The following is a 16,899-nucleotide window of genomic DNA, read 5'->3' as shown; positions in this document are numbered from 1 at the left end:
GTCACACCCGTTCCCATGCCGAACACGGAAGTTAAGCTTCTCAGCGCCGATGGTAGTTGGGGGTTTCCCCCTGTGAGAGTAGGACGCTGCCAGGCACACGAAAGACCAGCTGTATAAGCTGGTCTTTTTTTATGGTTTTCACACTCTGGACACAGGTTTTTCAATAAACGAGAAGAATCCATGCATAACCAAAAATAACCGATGCATAACTGGAAACAATCGATCGATAACTTGCAGGAATACATGCATAAATAAAAAATGGCCTCTTTTTTTAGAAATCAACAAGTTAAAATTAGGCACCTGCGGCCTGCTTATGCTTCAAACCGGTACCATTTAGATATATGAATATACTTTACGCTACTTTTTAAAATAAAGAATTTAAATCTTTTTCCTGATTTCACACTCTGGACACAGGTTTTTCAATAAACAAGAAGAATCCATGCATAACCAAAAATAATCGATGCATAACTGGAAACAATCGATCGATAACTTGCAGGAATACATGCATAAATGAAAAATGGCCTCTTTTTTTAGAAATCAACAAGTTAAAATCAGGCACCTGCGGCCTAATTATTCGCCAAACTGATACCTTTTTGGATATATGAATAAAGTTTATAGTCCCTTACAAAACAAAGAAGCTTTTTTTTCCTTGTTTTCACAGCCTGGACACAGGTTTTTCAATAACCGGGAAGAATCTGTGCATAACCTGAATCATCAAAATAAGTTGATAAAAAAGTCATCAAATTGATTGTTACTAATCGCATTTATTACGCATTAGACCGGGAAACGTAAAAGTTACATGAATCTAACCATTCATAAAGACAAGCCTGCCCTTCGTTAACCCCGCCCATAATAAAGCCCCCAAACAAATACGTTTGGGGGCCTTCTGTTCTAATTGTTATTTCTTCTTGCTTCCTAGGGACTGCAGCTGGTTCATTACTTTTTGTCTGGAGTCTTTATCTTTCAGCAAGTAAGCTGTACCTAAGGCAACTGTCGTCATCATTAATTTTTTACGGTTCATTGTATTCCCTCCTTGAAGTTGGTGTTGCGCATATAAGAAAAATTCCCTTTCTCCAGTAAAATAAACTGATTGTGTTGGGATTCTCGGTGTTCTAACAAATAAACCTTTATTTTTTATTTATTGGAGAGGAATTGGTGAATTAGAAATGGGCCTTTTCTCAAGGTGATATCCAGGAAAGATTGGATAAAAGGATAGTCTTCATTCGGCATCATCTTAATTAACTCACTCCACCAGTCAATTTCATACCGGGCAATCATTCCGAGATTGTAGAGTAGCAGATAGTGCAGCAATAGCTCAGGGAGTGAAAATAGGTCCCCCCTGCATAAAGGAAAAGAGAAATGGTTGTCATTGATATTAAACTTTAAGGGAACTGGTTCGGATATCCCTGTTAAATCCATTTCAAATGAGATCTTTTCATCATGGGAGTGATGGTAGGTGATCGGCGCCTTTGATTTGGAATGGAAATAATCCATAAAGCGGTTCTCCGTCATATGAAAATGATCTAATACCGTTTTTGGGACGGAAAAGTTCGATGCAGAGGAACTAATTGTTAAAAATGTTTTTTCCCCGTTTAGTTGGGAATGCAAAGGTGTTAGCTCAGGGATATATTTAAGGATATCCCCCATTTTTACTTTGTCACCTTCGAGTTGTTTCATGTGAAACAACTTTTCAGCCATGAGGGGGAAAAGGCCGTGCTTCTGAAATTTCACTTCGTCCTCCAAAAAGCTATATTGCTGTTTCTTCCTTTTCCTTGTAGATAGCCCGTGAGCGAGTACAGAGGTCGTTTCTGGATAGTCTGGGGCAACTGTCAGGATACAGGCCTTAACTAAATGAACTAATCCGTAGAAAAGCAGTATGGGCTGAATATGAATGGGTGAAGTAGCTGCCTGGTTATAATAAATCTTGCCATGCTCGAGATAGTGAATAAAGGGATAGCAATTTTCAAAGCTTTTTTGGTCTGCATTTTCAATCCGCAAATTTTGATAGCATTTTTTTAAAAATACCCTGGAGTAGTCAGCTGAAAAGTATATTGAAAAACTGTTCCAATCTTTATATGGCAAAGGCACTTGGTATACCTCCGAAATTATTTGAAAAATCTAATTAAATTTCTCACCTTGACAGTATTTTGTCCAATTGATAACCTACTAATAATATTTTGTTCTGGAGGGGGTTTATTTACTATGTGGGAAAGTAAATTTTTAAAAGAAGGATTAACCTTCGATGATGTGCTTCTTGTACCGGCAAAATCTGAGGTTCTGCCTCGGGATGTCAATCTTCAGGTGAAACTTACAGACAAGATCAAACTGAATATCCCGATTATCAGTGCAGGCATGGATACAGTGACTGAAGCGGATATGGCCATTTCCATGGCCCGCCAAGGCGGTCTGGGGATTATCCACAAAAATATGTCGATTGAACAGCAGGCTGATCAAGTAGATAAAGTAAAAAGATCCGAAAGCGGCGTTATCACTGATCCATTTTTCTTAACTCCCGAGCATCAAGTATTCGATGCCGAGCATTTAATGGGCAAATACCGGATTTCCGGTGTGCCAATTGTCAACAATACAGAGGAACAAAAACTGGTTGGTATAATCACAAACCGTGATATGCGGTTTATCCAGGATTTCTCTATCACCATTTCTGATGTTATGACAAAAGAAAACTTAGTTACTGCACCTGTAGGGACAACACTGGAAGAAGCAGAGAAAATCCTTCAAAGCTACAAAATCGAAAAACTCCCACTAGTAAATGAAGATGGAGTCTTAAAAGGATTAATCACTATTAAAGATATTGAGAAGGTCATCGAGTTTCCAAACTCTTCGAAGGATGCCCATGGCCGCCTTCTGGCAGGGGCAGCAGTAGGTGTTACCACTGACACGATGAAAAGGGTCGAAATGCTTGTAAAAGCACAGGTTGATGTCCTGGTTGTCGACACTGCCCACGGACACTCAAAGGGTGTTATCGAGACAGTAAGGGAAATTCGGCAGGCATTCCCGGAAGTTGGCATTATTGCCGGAAATGTTGCAACAGCCGAGGCAACAAGAGAACTAATTGAAGCCGGGGCGGATGTTGTAAAGGTTGGAATCGGGCCTGGATCCATCTGTACGACCCGGGTAGTTGCGGGTGTAGGAGTACCGCAAATTACCGCCGTCTATGACTGTGCCACAGAAGCTCGTAAACATGGCAAAGCAATCATCGCAGATGGCGGCGTCAAGTATTCCGGTGATGTTGTAAAAGCTTTGGCTGCCGGCGGACATGCAGTGATGCTTGGAAGCCTTCTGGCAGGCACCTCTGAAAGCCCGGGGGAAACGGAGATTTATCAGGGGCGCAGATTTAAAGTGTATCGCGGAATGGGTTCTGTCAGTGCAATGGAAAAAGGATCAAAGGATCGCTATTTCCAGGAAGATAACAAGAAATTTGTACCAGAGGGAATTGAAGGAAGGGTGCCATATAAAGGGCCACTATCCGATACCATTTATCAGCTTGTAGGCGGAATCAGATCAGGTATGGGATATTGCGGAACTGCCACTCTTCATGAATTGAGAGAAAATGCCCAATTTATCCGCATGACAGGAGCTGGATTGAGGGAAAGTCATCCTCATGACATCCAAATTACCAAGGAAGCACCTAATTATTCCACAAATTAAGCCATATAGCCTAAGTGCACTTTTTACCTTATATTTCAACAGACAGAGAGAGGCGACTCTGTCTGTTTTTTTCATTTTGTTTATGTTAAACTTAACGGGTGTGTTTTAAACGTGCTAATCTATTAACATACCAATAGATTTACTAAAAGAGCTGGAGGGAAATTTGCTTTGAATCGTTACAAACAGTTTTCGGTCTTTGTTGCGGTATTTATTTTAAGCTTAACAACAGTGTTTTCGGGATTTATCAACAAGGCAGAAGCCGCTGAAGACCCGCTAGGTCTAAATGCAGAGGCTGCTATTCTTGTTGATGGAGAAACAGGGAAGGTACTATACGAAAAGAATGCGGATGTTGTCCTTGGTGTAGCTTCAATGTCCAAGATGATGACAGAATATATTGTGCTAGAATCGATTGATAAAGGAAAAATCAGCTGGGATCAGAAAGTAAAGATCAATGAATATATCCATAAACTTTCGGCTGCGCCAGGACTGTCCAATGTTGGACTGACACAGGGCGAAGACTATACCGTTAAAGAGCTGTATTCAGCTATGGCTATCCATTCAGGGAATGCAGCAACGGTTGCACTTGCGGAGTTGATTTCAGGGACAGAGAAAAATTTTGTCCAGTTAATGAACAAGAAAGCTGAAGAACTTGGATTAAAAGATTATAAGTTTGTAAATGCATCGGGTTTGAATAACAGCTCGCTGCTAGGCAACCACCCTGCAGGGGGAGCTAACGACGAGAACGTCATGTCTGCAAGGGCTACTGCTAGACTCGCTTACCGATTGATTACAGACTACCCTGAGGTACTGGAGACAGCGAGCCAGGCAAGACTGGAGTTCCGGGATGGACGAACATACGACAATTTCAATTTCATGCTTCCAGGTCTTGTGCATGAATATGAAGGAGTCGATGGCTTAAAGACCGGCTCTACTGATTTTGCAGGCTACGGGTTTACGGCTACAGCTAAAAGAGGCGATCAGCGATTCATCTCTGTGGTCATGAAAACTGATACAAGAGACACTCGTTTCACGGAAACAGAGCAGGTCCTGAATTATGCCTTCAGCAATTTTAACAAGGAAACCATCCTGAAGAAGAATTACCAGGCAAAGGGTCAAAAGAGCGTTCCAGTTGTTAAAGGCAAAGGGGACAGTGTAAAAATCCATACAAAGGATGAGCTTGCTCTTACCATTAAAAATGGGGAAAAAGACCAGTACCAGCCAAAGCTTGTCCTTGATAAAAAGAAACTGAATGAAGACGGAGAGCTTACTGCCCCTGTTAAAAAGGGTGAAAAGATCGGCTACATGACGGTTGAAGCAAAAGGCGGCGAGCCCGTCAGCTTCCTGACCGAAGACGGGGAAAAGCTTGCCAAGGTTGATGTAGTTGCTGCAGAAAGCGTCGAAAAAGCAAATTGGTTTGTTCTATCCATGAGAGGAATTGGCGGTTTCTTCGGTGATCTGTTCGGCAGCGTCGCTTCAGCTGTAAAAGGATTATTCTAAAATAACTTGCCTTGAAAAATTTACCCTTTACTATCGTAAAATAAGGAATCCTGTATTGACAGGATTCCTTTTTTATTGTTTATTTGCAATAAGGGAAAAATTCCGATATAAATGGTCTGTTTATCCCCTCTTACAAAAAGGGATCCATAAAAGGCTATAAAAAAATCTAGGGGGACAAGGGAAATGAGAACAGGTACAGATCGCGTTAAGCGCGGAATGGCTGAAATGCAAAAGGGCGGCGTTATTATGGACGTTGTTAATGCAGAACAGGCAAAGATTGCAGAAGAAGCAGGCGCAGTGGCTGTAATGGCATTGGAAAGAGTGCCGTCTGATATCCGTGCCGCAGGCGGAGTTGCAAGAATGGCTGATCCGCGCATTGTGGAGGAAGTGATGGGGGCTGTAACAATCCCGGTCATGGCCAAAGCAAGAATTGGACATATCGTTGAGGCACGCATCCTTGAGGCAATGGGCGTTGACTATATTGACGAGAGTGAAGTACTTACTCCGGCTGATGAAGAGTTCCATTTAAATAAAAATGAATTTACAGTTCCTTTTGTCTGCGGCTGCCGCGACCTTGGAGAAGCTTCCAGACGTATCGCGGAAGGGTCTGCAATGCTCCGTACTAAGGGCGAACCGGGAACAGGGAACATTGTCGAGGCGGTACGTCATATGCGTAAAGTAAATGCTCAAGTGCGCAAGGTTGTTTCTATGGATGAAGCAGAATTAATGACAGAAGCCAAACTCCTCGGTGCACCTTATGAAGTCCTTCTTGAGATTAAACGCCTTGGACGTTTGCCGGTGGTTAACTTCGCAGCGGGCGGAGTGGCAACTCCTGCGGATGCTGCTCTAATGATGCAGCTTGGAGCGGACGGAGTATTTGTAGGCTCTGGAATTTTCAAGTCCGACAATCCTGCGAAATTTGCACGTGCCATTGTGGAGGCCACTACCCACTATCAGGATTATAAGCTGATTGCTGAGCTTTCAAAGGATCTTGGAACAGCAATGAAAGGCATTGAGATCTCATCATTGACTCCGGAAAACCGCATGCAGGAACGCGGCTGGTAAGGATAAGATTATGAAAATAGGAGTACTGGGACTGCAGGGTGCAGTCAGAGAGCATGTTCGTTCGATTATGGCCAGTGGAGCAGAAGCCTATGTGATCAAGTGGCCTGAGGAGCTTAAGGAAATGGACGGGCTGATCATACCAGGCGGGGAAAGCACGACAATGCGAAAGCTTATAGATAAATATGGGTTTATGCCGGAGCTGAAGAAGTTTGCTGAAGCAGGGAAGCCTATGTTTGGGACCTGTGCCGGCCTGATTCTTTTGGCAAAGCGTGTGGTTGGCTACAATGAGCCCCATATCGGAGTCATGGACGTAACGGTGGAGCGCAACTCGTTTGGACGCCAGAAGGAAAGCTTTGAGACAGAACTAGATATCAATGGTGTAACCGAAAACTTTGCAGCTGTTTTTATCCGGGCCCCGCATATTGTTGAGGCAGGAGAGAATGTGGAAATACTTGCGAAGCACGAAGGCAGGATTGTAGCAGCCAGAGAAGGCCAGTTCCTTGGCTGTTCATTTCATCCTGAACTGACGGAGGACCACAGCATAACAGCCTACTTTGTAAGGATGGTTGCCGAAGCAAAGGAAAAGGCACTCGTATAAATCGGTTGCATGCAGGAAATAATTGTAGTACATTATGAAGTAATAAAACCTGATAGGGAAAAAGCAGTGACAGGAACTAGTAGCATGCATTCATTCTTTTAGAGAGCCGGTGGTTGGTGGAAACCGGCGGGTGCAGCATGTGAATCCATCCTCGAGCAAAGCATGGAAAGCCTAATGGCAATTAAATGCTTTCGGTTCAAGACCGTTATCTTGCAAAGAGGAAAGCAGTCATATGCTTTCAATCAGGGTGGCAACGCGGGTAACTCTCGTCCCTTTCCAGGGGACGGGGGTTTTTTGTTGTTTTTGGCGACCGTGCCATTAGATGATTAGCCAAATTTTCAGGAAAAATGCAAGGAGGGCTAAAAATGCTTGATGTTAAGTATTTAAGGGCAAATTTTGAAGAGGTAAAACAGAGGCTTCAGCATCGCGGGGAGGATTTATCAGACTTTGGCAAGTTTGAAGAGCTCGATGTCCGCCGCAGGGAGCTGCTTGTAGAGACAGAAAAGCTTAAAAGCAAACGCAATGAGGTATCCCAGCAAATTGCGGTACTGAAAAAGGAAAAACAGGATGCCAGCCAGCTCATTGCTGAAATGCGCGAGGTTGGCGATCGGATTAAAAAGCTCGATGAAGAATTAAAAGGAGTGGAAGAGAGCCTTGATCATCTTCTTATGAGCATCCCCAATATTCCCCATGAGAGTGTCCCAGTCGGTGAAACAGAGGATGACAACATCGAAATCAGGAAATGGGGAGAAACACCGAAGTTTTCCTTTGAACCGAAGCCTCACTGGGATCTGGCTGATGAACTGAAAATCATTGATTTTGAACGGGCAGGAAAGGTAACAGGAAGCCGGTTTGTTTTCTATAAGGGACTTGGTGCCCGTTTAGAGAGGGCTCTGATCAGCTTCATGATGGACCTGCATGCCGATGAACACGGCTATCAGGAAGTGCTGCCGCCATATATGGTCAACCGTGCCAGCATGACGGGGACTGGGCAGCTGCCAAAATTTGAAGAGGATGCCTTCAAGGTTGCCGATACGGACTACTTTTTGATCCCCACTTCCGAAGTGCCTGTTACCAACCTTCACCGCGATGAGATTCTCAGTGTCGAACAGCTGCCAATGAAGTATGTGGCTTATAGCTCCAACTTCCGTTCCGAAGCAGGATCTGCGGGGCGCGATACACGCGGCTTAATCCGTCAGCACCAGTTCAACAAGGTGGAGCTTGTTAAGTTTGTAAAGCCGGAAGACTCTTATGAAGAACTAGAAACGCTGACAGGCAATGCGGAAAAGGTACTTCAGATGCTCGGGCTTCCATACCGTGTACTAAGCATGTGTACGGCCGACCTTGGTTTTACAGCTGCAAAAAAATATGATATCGAGGTTTGGCTGCCGAGCTACGAAACCTATCGTGAAATTTCTTCTTGCAGCAACTTTGAAGGCTTCCAGGCGAGAAGGGCCAATATCCGTTTCCGCCGCGATCCTAAAGCTAAGCCAGAGCATGTGCACACATTGAATGGTTCAGGTCTTGCGATTGGCCGCACGGTTGCTGCCATCCTTGAAAATTATCAGCAGGAAGATGGAAGTGTTGTCATTCCTGAAGTTCTGCGCCCTTATATGCGTAACGTTGAGGTTATTCGGCCGCAGGATTAATTCTTAATGAGCGGGGTTTTCCCGCTCATTTATTTTACTGTTGACAAGCTACCGGTAAATTGGTATAGTATACTTTGTCAATACGGAGGAATACCCAAGTCCGGCTGAAGGGATCGGTCTTGAAAACCGACAGGCGGGTTAAACCGCGCGGGGGTTCGAATCCCTCTTCCTCCGCCATATTACTTTTTAGTAATGACATTCGCGCATAAACAATTGGAGAATTGTTTGATTAAAAACCCGTTACTTTTGTAGCGGGTTTTTTACTGTCCTCTTTTTTTATCTACATAAAAAAAGCCAGTCCATAACATTGGCTGGCTGAATTGCTATTTTATTTTTTTAATAATTGTGTCTGGCGGATGAAAGAACCGATTCTTTCAATTATTGGTTCAACTGAATCATGATCTCCAACGATATCATAATCGTTAATATTCAACCGCAGGACGGGGCAGGCATTAAAGGTATTAATCCAGTTTTCGTAGCGTTCATGCATTTCCTGCCAGTATTCAACTGGAGTTTGCTGTTCCATTGGACGCCCCCTCAGGCGAATGCGGTCGAGGATATCATCAATCGAGCCTTCCAGGTAAATGAGCAGGTCAGGATGCGGGAAGTAAGGCGTCATCACCATGGCATCAAACAGGCTCTTGTAAGTTTCATAATCAACAGCCGACATCGTGCCTTTTTCATAATGCATTTTAGCGAAAATGCCAGTATCCTCATAAATGGAGCGGTCCTGGATAAAACCTCCCCCATATTCAAAAATACGTTTTTGTTCTTTGAAGCGTTCTGCTAGAAAGTAAATTTGCAAGTGGAAGCTCCAGCGGTCAAAATCTCCATAAAACTTATCCAAGTAGGGGTTGGAATCCACTTTTTCAAAGGAGGTACGGAAATTCAGCGCTTTAGCCAGGGCGTTCGTCATCGTTGATTTCCCGACTCCTACAGTACCGGCAATTGTAATCACAGCGTTAGCCGGTATATCATATTTCATACGTAAATTCATGGTTGTACGCTCCTTTTTGTTAAAGCTTCAGATAACTGGCCGAGCATATGAGTTAAATCTTGTTTATTTTTTACAAAATCAAGTTTATCCCCGTTGAAACGGAGGACCGGCACATCTGGATATTGCCGTTCAAAATGGGCCATCGCTTCCTCATAATCGAGGGATAGCTGCTTCAAGTACAGCGGACTGATGTTTTTTTCAATTTCCCGGCCGCGTTTCTCGATTCTCTCTAAAAGAGTTTCAAGGCTGGCATGTAAATAGATAATTACATTTGGGGTTGGCATGTCCTCGGTAAGGATATTATAAATGCTGAGGTATTTGTGGTATTCCTGCTGATTCAATGTCCTTTGGGCAAAAATTAAATTTTTGAAGATATGGTAGTCGGCTACGACGGGCTTATTTTGGCTGATATAATGTTCATTAATATCTCCAAGTTGTTTGTATCGATTGCAGAGAAAAAACATTTCTGTCTGGAAGCTCCATTCTTCAATGTTATCGTAAAATTTCCCGAGAAATGGATTTTCATCAACAATTTCTTTTAACAAAGCAAACTCAAAATGCTCAGAAATTGCTTTTGCAAGCGATGTTTTTCCCACACCGATAGGTCCTTCAACCGTGATAAAAGGTGTTTTCCCCACAGTTTGTCCTCCTTCTCTATCCGGCCATCTATGTTAAGTTATTTTATGCATTCCTAAAAAGCACAAACTCCATTTTAACACAAGATTACTTTCATGGGATACGGAATATTTGCTTGAAAAAGGAGGCAAAAAAAGACAGCGAAACCTTTAGGGGCTCGCTGTCTTTTCAGCTCGGATTCATTCAGGAGGTAGACCGTTTCACCACGTTGAAATTCTCGTTTATTAACAGCCAGTTTTGCGGGAAACTCAACCCAAGCTTCCAGTAACTCATGCCCCTCAAGTTAAGTTCTTTTATTAAATCAAATTTAGCCTGGATGGACCTTGCATCTTCAAACCACACTTCATGCTGCCTGCCATCAGCAGCCCTGTAACGGAAGAATGGTGCCTGGGCCCTTGTGTCATACTGAATTGCCACATTGTTGGCAGCGGCTAATTGAATGGCTTGCTGAGGGCTTACTGCCCTTGCGGTAGTGCCTTGAACAAATGGAAGTGTCCAGTCATAGCCATAAAGGTTTTGCCCCATCATGATTTTGGTTGACGGCATTTCAGTGATGGCGTACTCGAGCACATCCCGAACGGGTCCAATGGGGGAAACAGCTTGGGCAGGACCGCCGCTGTAGCCCCATTCATAAGTCATGATGACAACAAAATCAACAATTTGCCCATGCGCCCGATAGTCATGTGCTGTATACCATGGTCCTTGCTGGGCAGCACTTGTTTTTGGGGCAAGAGCGGTCGATATCAGCCAGCCTTCCTGTTTGAATCGGTCCCTGGCTTTTCTCAGGAAGCGGTTATAGGCCTCTCTGTCCTCGGGCCGGAGGAATTCAAAGTCAAAGTGGATATCCCGAAAACCAATCCTCCTGGCTGTAGAAACAATATTGTTTAAGAATCGGTCCTGGATTGGTATATCATTTAGAAGAATGCGGCCCAGCTCGGCGCTGAACTGATCATTCTCCTGGTTAGTTATCACCATCATCAGTGTATTGTTATTTGCACGGGCAATAGCTGGAAAGTTATTAAGAAGCGGTTCCTTTAGCGACCCATCACGCAACGCCTGGAAGCTGAACGGGGCCAGGTATGTCAGGTAAGGGGCGGCCTCGCGTGCGGCTGTTTCCAGCGCCGGAGCAACCGTTGTTCCTCTTGGTTCGACGTAAGCATTAAACTCCCCCCGCACTTTTCTTCTTGGCGGAATATAAAGGCGGAAACCAACATTGAGCGGCTGGTTTGCAGCTATTCTATTAACACGTGCAAGTTCCTGACTCGATATATTGAATCTCCTCGCGATTGAAGATAAGGTATCCCCTGACTGGACCCAATAAAAACTGCCAATGATCGGAATCACCAGAGTCTGCCCGACAACGAGATCATTTTGATTAGGGAGATCATTTGCTTCAATAATATCATTCACGGTTGAGCCGTAGGCACGCGCTATCCCGGTTAAGGTCTGGTTTTCTCTGATCACATGTATTTGCATTTGCCTTCCCTCCTCTTAGCGGATAAACGCTACAAACATCTTATGAGGGAAGAAGGTATGGTATGATTTTTATTGTTTAAATATTTCGGAGGACGGCCGGGTATCAGCCTTTAGTACTTGTTCCATTACGGTTAAGGCATATTCGTTATCCTCGTCACTGTTGGAGGCGATACAGTTTTTAGGGATCGATAAGCTGTACTCCCTCATATAAGCATCGTTTGCCGTGAACAGGACACATATATTGCCTGCTACTCCTGTAATGACCAGTGAATCTGCCTTCAGCTGCTGCAGGAGAGTATTTAAGGCGGTTCCATAAAAAGCAGAATGTTTTGGCTTGATTAAAAAATAGTCCCCATTGTCAGGGGCAATCCGTTCAATGACGTTTTCGCTTCTATCATTTCGGCAATGGTCCATTATATTTTTAAAATCCGCCTGCCATAGATTAAAATGGTCATTGATATAAATCACCGGCCATTCTTTTTGTTTAAATCTATCTTTCAGTGCTAAAATAGAGCCGGTAATTTCCTCAGCTTTTTTAGAAAGGATCTCACCGTGATCAAAATTAAAATCATTAATCATGTCAATAATTAATAAAGCTGGTTTTGCTTGCTTGTCCATTATCCTCACCCTCTCTTTATCCTATTTTTAGACCGTGAAAAAAAAAATAAACCTGCAAGGACATCAGCTGCACAGGAGTGAATCATGTTTTGAGCGCGTATAATGATGAAGTTTTCATGAAAATGGCAATCGATCAGGCTAAAAAGGCTGGGGAAGCTGGAGAAGTCCCCATTGGGGCAGTCATTGTCCTTAATGGAGAAGTGATATCCGAGGCATATAATTTAAGGGAAACGAAACAAAGTTCGATTGCCCATGCAGAAGTGCTTGCAATTGATGAGGCCTGCCGCAAGCTGGGGACATGGAGGCTTGAAGGAGCTGAACTTTATGTCACACTAGAGCCTTGTCCGATGTGTGCGGGGGCCATCATGCTGTCAAGGGTTGAAAGGGTGATTTATGGGGCAGCGGATCCTAAAGGCGGCTGTGCCGGGACATTTATGAACCTGTTGCAGGATGAACGTTTTAACCATCAAAGCGAGGTAGTCAGCGGGGTTTTGGAAGAAGCATGCGGCAGCTTGCTTACTGAATTTTTCCGGGAGCTCAGGGCACGGAAAAAGCAGGAAAGGCAACTGCGCCAGGCCGGCATGGAATTAGAGTAAAGAATTAACAGTGGATAGGCATTGCTTTTTTATCAGGAAATTAGTATACTAAATTATGCGTCACTAAGACGCAACTGAATAAGGTTTCAATTTTGCCGTGCTAGGCGGGGAGGTAGCGGTGCCCTGTACTCGCAATCCGCTCCAGCGAGGCTGAATCCCTTCCCTAGGCTGATTTTACTGTAGGGTCTGCCTTAAGTAAGTGGTGTTGACGCCCGGGTCCTGCGCAATGGGAATCCATGAACCATGTCAGGTCCGGAAGGAAGCAGCATTAAGTGGACGCTCCCATGTGCCGCGGGGCAGCCTGGGCCGAGCTAACTGCTTAAGTAACGCTTATGGTAGTCAGTCGAAGGAAGGTGCACGGCAGTTAATTTAACCATATAAACCCATCTCCATCGGAGGTGGGTTTTTTGCACGTTTTTATGACGCGATATTGATATAAATACGCTTTGTAAAACCAAAATTGGTTGAGTTATAATAGGAAGATAGAATAAAAAAAGGAAGGGAGCGGTGTCTTTGGCTTATCAAGCGTTATACCGTGTTTGGCGGCCACAGCGGTTTTTTGATGTAGTCGGTCAGGAACATGTCACAACGACACTGCAAAATGCTCTGCTTCAAGAAAAAATATCGCATGCCTATCTCTTCTCTGGACCGCGTGGCACAGGGAAAACAAGTGCAGCCAAAATCCTTGCAAAGGCCGTAAACTGCGAGAAGGCCCCTGTGGGAGAACCCTGCAATGAGTGTCCATCCTGCCGGGGGATTACCGACGGTTCAATCCCCGATGTCATAGAAATTGACGCGGCTTCAAACAACGGGGTAGAAGAAATCAGGGATATCCGCGATAAGGTCAAATATGCCCCCAATGCGGTGAAATATAAGGTATATATCGTCGATGAAGTCCATATGCTTTCCATTGGAGCGTTCAATGCCTTACTGAAAACACTTGAAGAACCGCCGCGCCATGTGATCTTTATTCTTGCCACTACAGAGCCTCATAAAATTCCGCTAACCATCATCTCCAGAACCCAGCGCTTTGACTTTAAACGCATTACGGCACAAGCGATTGTAGGCCGTATGAAATTGATTGTTGAAGAGTCTGGCATCGATTGTGATGAAAAAGCACTACAGGTAGTTGCCAGGGCGGCAGAAGGTGGAATGAGGGATGCTCTCAGTCTGCTGGATCAGGCTATTTCCTTCAGTCAGGAGCGGGTAACGGTCGAGGATGCCCTGACTGTCACGGGGGCGGTATCGCAAAGCTTCTTAAACCAGCTGGCGAGGGCCATTCATGAAAGGGATGCCGCACATGGCCTTGAAGCTCTTGAGGAATTATTATTCCAAGGGAAGGATCCAGCGCGTTTTATAGAAGATATGATTTACTTTTACAGGGACATGCTGCTTTATAAAGCGGCGCCCTCTCTTGAAGAGTCACTTGAGAGAGTACTGATGGACGAGGACTTCCAGCAGCTTGCTGCGGAAGTGGAAACGAACCAGATTTACGAAATCATTGACGGACTGAACAAGGCACAGCAGGAAATGCGATGGACTAACCATCCAAGAGTTTTCCTGGAGGTGGCAATCGTCAAGCTTTGCCAGCTGGAGACGCCGAAGACGGGCAGTGCGGAAGCGGGTGCCAATGTAGGCCCCCTTATGAAGCGTCTTGAAGAACTTGAAGAGAAGCTGGCAAGGTACGAACAAAATCCTCCGGCTGCAGCTGCCGGCCAGGAGGCTTCCGTACAGAAAAAACCTCAAAGAGTTAACCGGAAGGGATATCAAGCTCCTGCTGGCAAGATTAATGAGGTGCTGAAGAGTGCAACAAAACAGGATTTGAACACAATAAAGAGCCGCTGGGGTGAAATGCTTGAAATGCTGGTAGGGAAGCAGATGCGGTCCCAGGCAGCATTATTGAACGAAGCTGAGCCTGTCGCTTCATCTGAAGAGGCATTGGTGATAAAATTTAAATATGAGATCCATTGCCAAATGGCGATGGAGAATGTAAAGTTCATTGAGACAATTGGCGGCGTACTGAAGGATCTTACAGGAAAACCGATGCAGGTCCTGGGTGTTCCAGAAGAACAATGGCTGAAAATTCGGGAGAGCTTTCTCAGCAGCCAGCATCATGAATCTCCGGACGGGAAATCAGAGTCAGAAGAGGACCCGCTTATTTCGGAAGCCAAAAAGCTTTTTGGGGAAGAATTAATACAAATACAAGACTAATGGAGGTAATAACATGCGTGGAATGGGTAATATGCAAAATATGATGAAGCAAATGCAAAAAATGCAAAAAAAGATGGCCGAGGCTCAGGAAGAACTAGGAGAAAAAAGAATTGAAGGCTCTGCCGGCGGCGGCATGGTTACCGTAATCGTAACGGGGCACAAGGAAATTGTAGACGTACAGATTAAGCAGGAGGTTGTTGACCCTGATGATGTCGAAATGCTGCAGGATTTAGTGCTTGCTGCCACTAATGACGCGTTGAAGAAGGCGGACGAACTTACTAATTCAACAATGGGGCAATTCACAAAAGGGATGAACCTTCCTGGAATGTTCTAGGAGGAATTAAAGAATGCATTATCCTGAACCAATATCAAAGCTGATAGACAGCTTTATGAAGCTGCCAGGCATCGGTCCCAAAACGGCTGCCCGTCTGGCTTTTTTTGTCCTAAGCATGAAGGAGGATACCGTCCTCGACTTTGCGAAAGCCCTTGTAAATGCCAAACGAAACTTAACCTATTGTTCTGTTTGCGGTCATATAACCGATCAGGACCCTTGTTATATCTGCGAGGATCAGCGCCGTGACAGGAGCGTTATCTGTGTTGTCCAGGATCCAAAAGATGTGATCGCTATGGAGAAAATGAAAGAATTTGGCGGTCTCTATCATGTTCTTCATGGAGCCATCTCTCCAATGGATGGCATTGGCCCGGAAGACATTAATATTCCAGATCTTCTCAAAAGACTCCAGGATGAAACCGTGGAAGAGGTCATTTTGGCTACCAATCCAAATATTGAAGGGGAAGCAACCGCTATGTACATCTCAAGGCTACTTAAGCCATCAGGCATAAGGATTACGAGGATTGCCCATGGGCTTCCAGTAGGCGGGGATCTCGAATATGCTGATGAAGTAACCCTTTCAAAAGCATTAGAAGGAAGAAGAGAAGTCTAAGGCCTTAAGGAGGACAGTATGTTATTTCGTAGAAAGAAATGGCTTAGAAAAGAATTCAACGAAAAACTAATTGCCCAGCTCGAGCAGCTGAAGACTGAAAGGAACCATAAAAAAGCTCTTGTGGAAAAAAGTTTTGATCCTTCGGAAGAGTTCCTTGCCGAGGCAAAACTAGCAGAAGCAAAATACTTCTTCCTGTTTAAAGAGGCAAAGGAAAGACAAATATCAATAAAAGGGAAATAAAAAACACTCCCCACCGCGCTCGTTCTTTTTTATAAGGCTTGTTCATAAAATATGGGTACAAGTACTAAAAAAGGAGGCGGAGGAATGGATCCAATCATTATCATCTCCATCCTTGGCGGATTAATTTTACTTATCCTGTTCATGGGTGCTCCGTTAAAGCCTGTAAGATTTATTGGCCAGGGAATCATCAAGATTCTTATCGGGGCACTGTTTTTGTTTTTCTTGAATGCCTTTGGAACTCAATTTGGCATCAACGTTCCCATTAATATTGTTACTGCCAGTGTCTCCGGGCTTTTGGGAATCCCGGGATTATGTGCCCTGGTGGCTATTGAAACCTGGATATTATAATGATAGGAACGCCGCTGAAAATATCAGCGGTTTTTTTATTATCAAAGAGGTTGACTCCTGTAAACATAGATGATAAGATATTAAACGTCGCCGATGAGAGGTGATGAAAAAAAGTAAAAAAAGTTGTTGACGTGATAGTCGCAACATGTTATATTAATAAAGTCGCTTATGGGCGGCAGTCGTTCTTTGAAAACTAAACAAACAAGCGTCAACAAACAATAAAACTTAGTGATTTCAAATCACTAGCCAACGTTTTTTCTTTTTTTATGAGCTTAACTCATACTCTTTATTGGAGAGTTTGATCCTGGCTCAGGACGAACGCTGGCGGCGTGCCTAATACATGCAAGTCGAGCGA

At 44.2% G+C, this 16,899-nt stretch carries 17 protein-coding genes, 1 tRNA gene, 2 rRNA genes, 1 other RNA gene and 1 other annotated feature; of the genes, 15 read left to right on the top strand and 6 right to left on the bottom strand.

The window, feature by feature from the left end:
* Nucleotides 1-95 (top strand): 5S ribosomal RNA (gene rrf, locus EV146_RS26545); the annotation flags it as partial.
* 803 nt (nucleotides 96-898) lie between these two features.
* Here the strand turns inward: rrf and EV146_RS28305 are convergent.
* Nucleotides 899-1,021: a hypothetical protein gene (locus tag EV146_RS28305; protein WP_257535699.1), complete on the bottom strand. Its 123-nt coding sequence runs from the start codon at nucleotides 1,019-1,021 to the stop codon at nucleotides 899-901.
* A 113-nt stretch (nucleotides 1,022-1,134) separates the two neighbouring features.
* On the bottom strand, nucleotides 1,135-2,088 hold the full coding sequence (locus EV146_RS26540) for a YaaC family protein (RefSeq protein WP_132011586.1): 954 nt from the start codon (nucleotides 2,086-2,088) through the stop codon (nucleotides 1,135-1,137).
* Between the two features lie 114 nt (nucleotides 2,089-2,202).
* Between EV146_RS26540 and guaB the strand changes: the two genes are divergently transcribed.
* The 6 genes from guaB to EV146_RS26510 all read left to right on the top strand — a co-directional run bounded on the left by guaB (nucleotide 2,203) and on the right by EV146_RS26510 (nucleotide 8,655).
* The gene (gene guaB, locus EV146_RS26535; RefSeq protein WP_132011585.1) at nucleotides 2,203-3,669 is read left to right on the top strand and encodes an IMP dehydrogenase; all 1,467 of its coding nucleotides are present in this window, start codon (nucleotides 2,203-2,205) and stop codon (nucleotides 3,667-3,669) included.
* Between the two features lie 168 nt (nucleotides 3,670-3,837).
* Complete coding sequence (locus EV146_RS26530) at nucleotides 3,838-5,166, top strand: serine hydrolase (RefSeq protein WP_132011584.1); 1,329 nt, start codon at nucleotides 3,838-3,840, stop codon at nucleotides 5,164-5,166.
* 183 nt (nucleotides 5,167-5,349) lie between these two features.
* Nucleotides 5,350-6,231 (top strand): pyridoxal 5'-phosphate synthase lyase subunit PdxS, encoded by an 882-nt coding sequence (gene pdxS, locus EV146_RS26525; RefSeq protein ID WP_132011583.1) that lies wholly within the window; start codon nucleotides 5,350-5,352, stop codon nucleotides 6,229-6,231.
* 10 nt (nucleotides 6,232-6,241) lie between these two features.
* On the top strand, nucleotides 6,242-6,829 hold the full coding sequence (gene pdxT / locus EV146_RS26520) for a pyridoxal 5'-phosphate synthase glutaminase subunit PdxT (RefSeq protein ID WP_219916484.1): 588 nt from the start codon (nucleotides 6,242-6,244) through the stop codon (nucleotides 6,827-6,829).
* Nucleotides 6,830-6,886: 57 nt separating this feature from the next.
* Nucleotides 6,887-7,106: a binding site (T-box leader), on the top strand.
* 88 nt (nucleotides 7,107-7,194) lie between these two features.
* Nucleotides 7,195-8,478, top strand: a complete 1,284-nt coding sequence (serS, locus tag EV146_RS26515; protein ID WP_132011581.1) for a serine--tRNA ligase — start codon at nucleotides 7,195-7,197, stop codon at nucleotides 8,476-8,478.
* Between the two features lie 84 nt (nucleotides 8,479-8,562).
* Nucleotides 8,563-8,655, top strand: a tRNA-Ser gene (locus EV146_RS26510).
* Between the two features lie 151 nt (nucleotides 8,656-8,806).
* Here the strand turns inward: EV146_RS26510 and EV146_RS26505 are convergent.
* The 4 genes from EV146_RS26505 to EV146_RS26490 all read right to left on the bottom strand — a co-directional run bounded on the left by EV146_RS26505 (nucleotide 8,807) and on the right by EV146_RS26490 (nucleotide 12,205).
* Nucleotides 8,807-9,475 (bottom strand): deoxynucleoside kinase, encoded by a 669-nt coding sequence (locus EV146_RS26505; protein WP_132011580.1) that lies wholly within the window; start codon nucleotides 9,473-9,475, stop codon nucleotides 8,807-8,809.
* Complete coding sequence (locus EV146_RS26500) at nucleotides 9,472-10,113, bottom strand: deoxynucleoside kinase (RefSeq protein WP_132011579.1); 642 nt, start codon at nucleotides 10,111-10,113, stop codon at nucleotides 9,472-9,474. Before EV146_RS26500 ends, EV146_RS26505 begins: the two co-directional genes overlap by 4 nt.
* 181 nt (nucleotides 10,114-10,294) lie before the next feature.
* Entirely contained in the window at nucleotides 10,295-11,587 is a 1,293-nt protein-coding gene (locus EV146_RS26495) for a glycosyl hydrolase family 18 protein (protein WP_132011578.1), read from the bottom strand.
* A 69-nt stretch (nucleotides 11,588-11,656) separates the two neighbouring features.
* Nucleotides 11,657-12,205, bottom strand: a complete 549-nt coding sequence (locus tag EV146_RS26490) for a cysteine hydrolase family protein (protein WP_132011577.1) — start codon at nucleotides 12,203-12,205, stop codon at nucleotides 11,657-11,659.
* 89 nt (nucleotides 12,206-12,294) lie between these two features.
* On the opposite strand from EV146_RS26490, the gene tadA reads away from it, so the two are divergent.
* The 8 genes from tadA to EV146_RS26450 form a co-directional block, all read left to right on the top strand.
* Nucleotides 12,295-12,801 carry a tRNA adenosine(34) deaminase TadA gene (gene tadA / locus EV146_RS26485; protein WP_258236079.1) on the top strand — a complete coding sequence of 169 codons (507 nt, stop codon included), beginning with the start codon at nucleotides 12,295-12,297 and terminating at the stop codon, nucleotides 12,799-12,801.
* A gap of 95 nt (nucleotides 12,802-12,896) precedes the next feature.
* An RNA gene (ffs, locus tag EV146_RS26480) (signal recognition particle sRNA large type) lies at nucleotides 12,897-13,162 on the top strand.
* Nucleotides 13,163-13,314: 152 nt separating this feature from the next.
* Nucleotides 13,315-15,012: a DNA polymerase III subunit gamma/tau gene (gene dnaX / locus EV146_RS26475; protein ID WP_121610395.1), complete on the top strand. Its 1,698-nt coding sequence runs from the start codon at nucleotides 13,315-13,317 to the stop codon at nucleotides 15,010-15,012.
* Nucleotides 15,013-15,025: 13 nt separating this feature from the next.
* Nucleotides 15,026-15,346 carry a YbaB/EbfC family nucleoid-associated protein gene (locus tag EV146_RS26470; protein WP_121610394.1) on the top strand — a complete coding sequence of 107 codons (321 nt, stop codon included), beginning with the start codon at nucleotides 15,026-15,028 and terminating at the stop codon, nucleotides 15,344-15,346.
* A gap of 13 nt (nucleotides 15,347-15,359) precedes the next feature.
* Nucleotides 15,360-15,956, top strand: coding sequence for a recombination mediator RecR (gene recR / locus EV146_RS26465; protein ID WP_121610393.1), 597 nt, complete (start codon nucleotides 15,360-15,362; stop codon nucleotides 15,954-15,956).
* Between the two features lie 18 nt (nucleotides 15,957-15,974).
* Complete coding sequence (locus EV146_RS26460; RefSeq protein ID WP_121610392.1) at nucleotides 15,975-16,196, top strand: YaaL family protein; 222 nt, start codon at nucleotides 15,975-15,977, stop codon at nucleotides 16,194-16,196.
* 84 nt (nucleotides 16,197-16,280) lie between these two features.
* Nucleotides 16,281-16,544, top strand: coding sequence for a pro-sigmaK processing inhibitor BofA family protein (locus EV146_RS26455; RefSeq protein WP_132011576.1), 264 nt, complete (start codon nucleotides 16,281-16,283; stop codon nucleotides 16,542-16,544).
* A gap of 286 nt (nucleotides 16,545-16,830) precedes the next feature.
* Nucleotides 16,831-16,899: ribosomal RNA gene (locus tag EV146_RS26450) — 16S ribosomal RNA — on the top strand; the annotation flags it as partial.

This window comes from Mesobacillus foraminis (genome assembly GCF_004340465.1).
GTDB lineage: Bacteria > Bacillota > Bacilli > Bacillales > Cytobacillaceae > Mesobacillus_B > Mesobacillus_B foraminis.
Note: the sequence above shows the minus strand (reverse complement) of the source record. Positions and strands in the feature narration are given on the sequence as shown.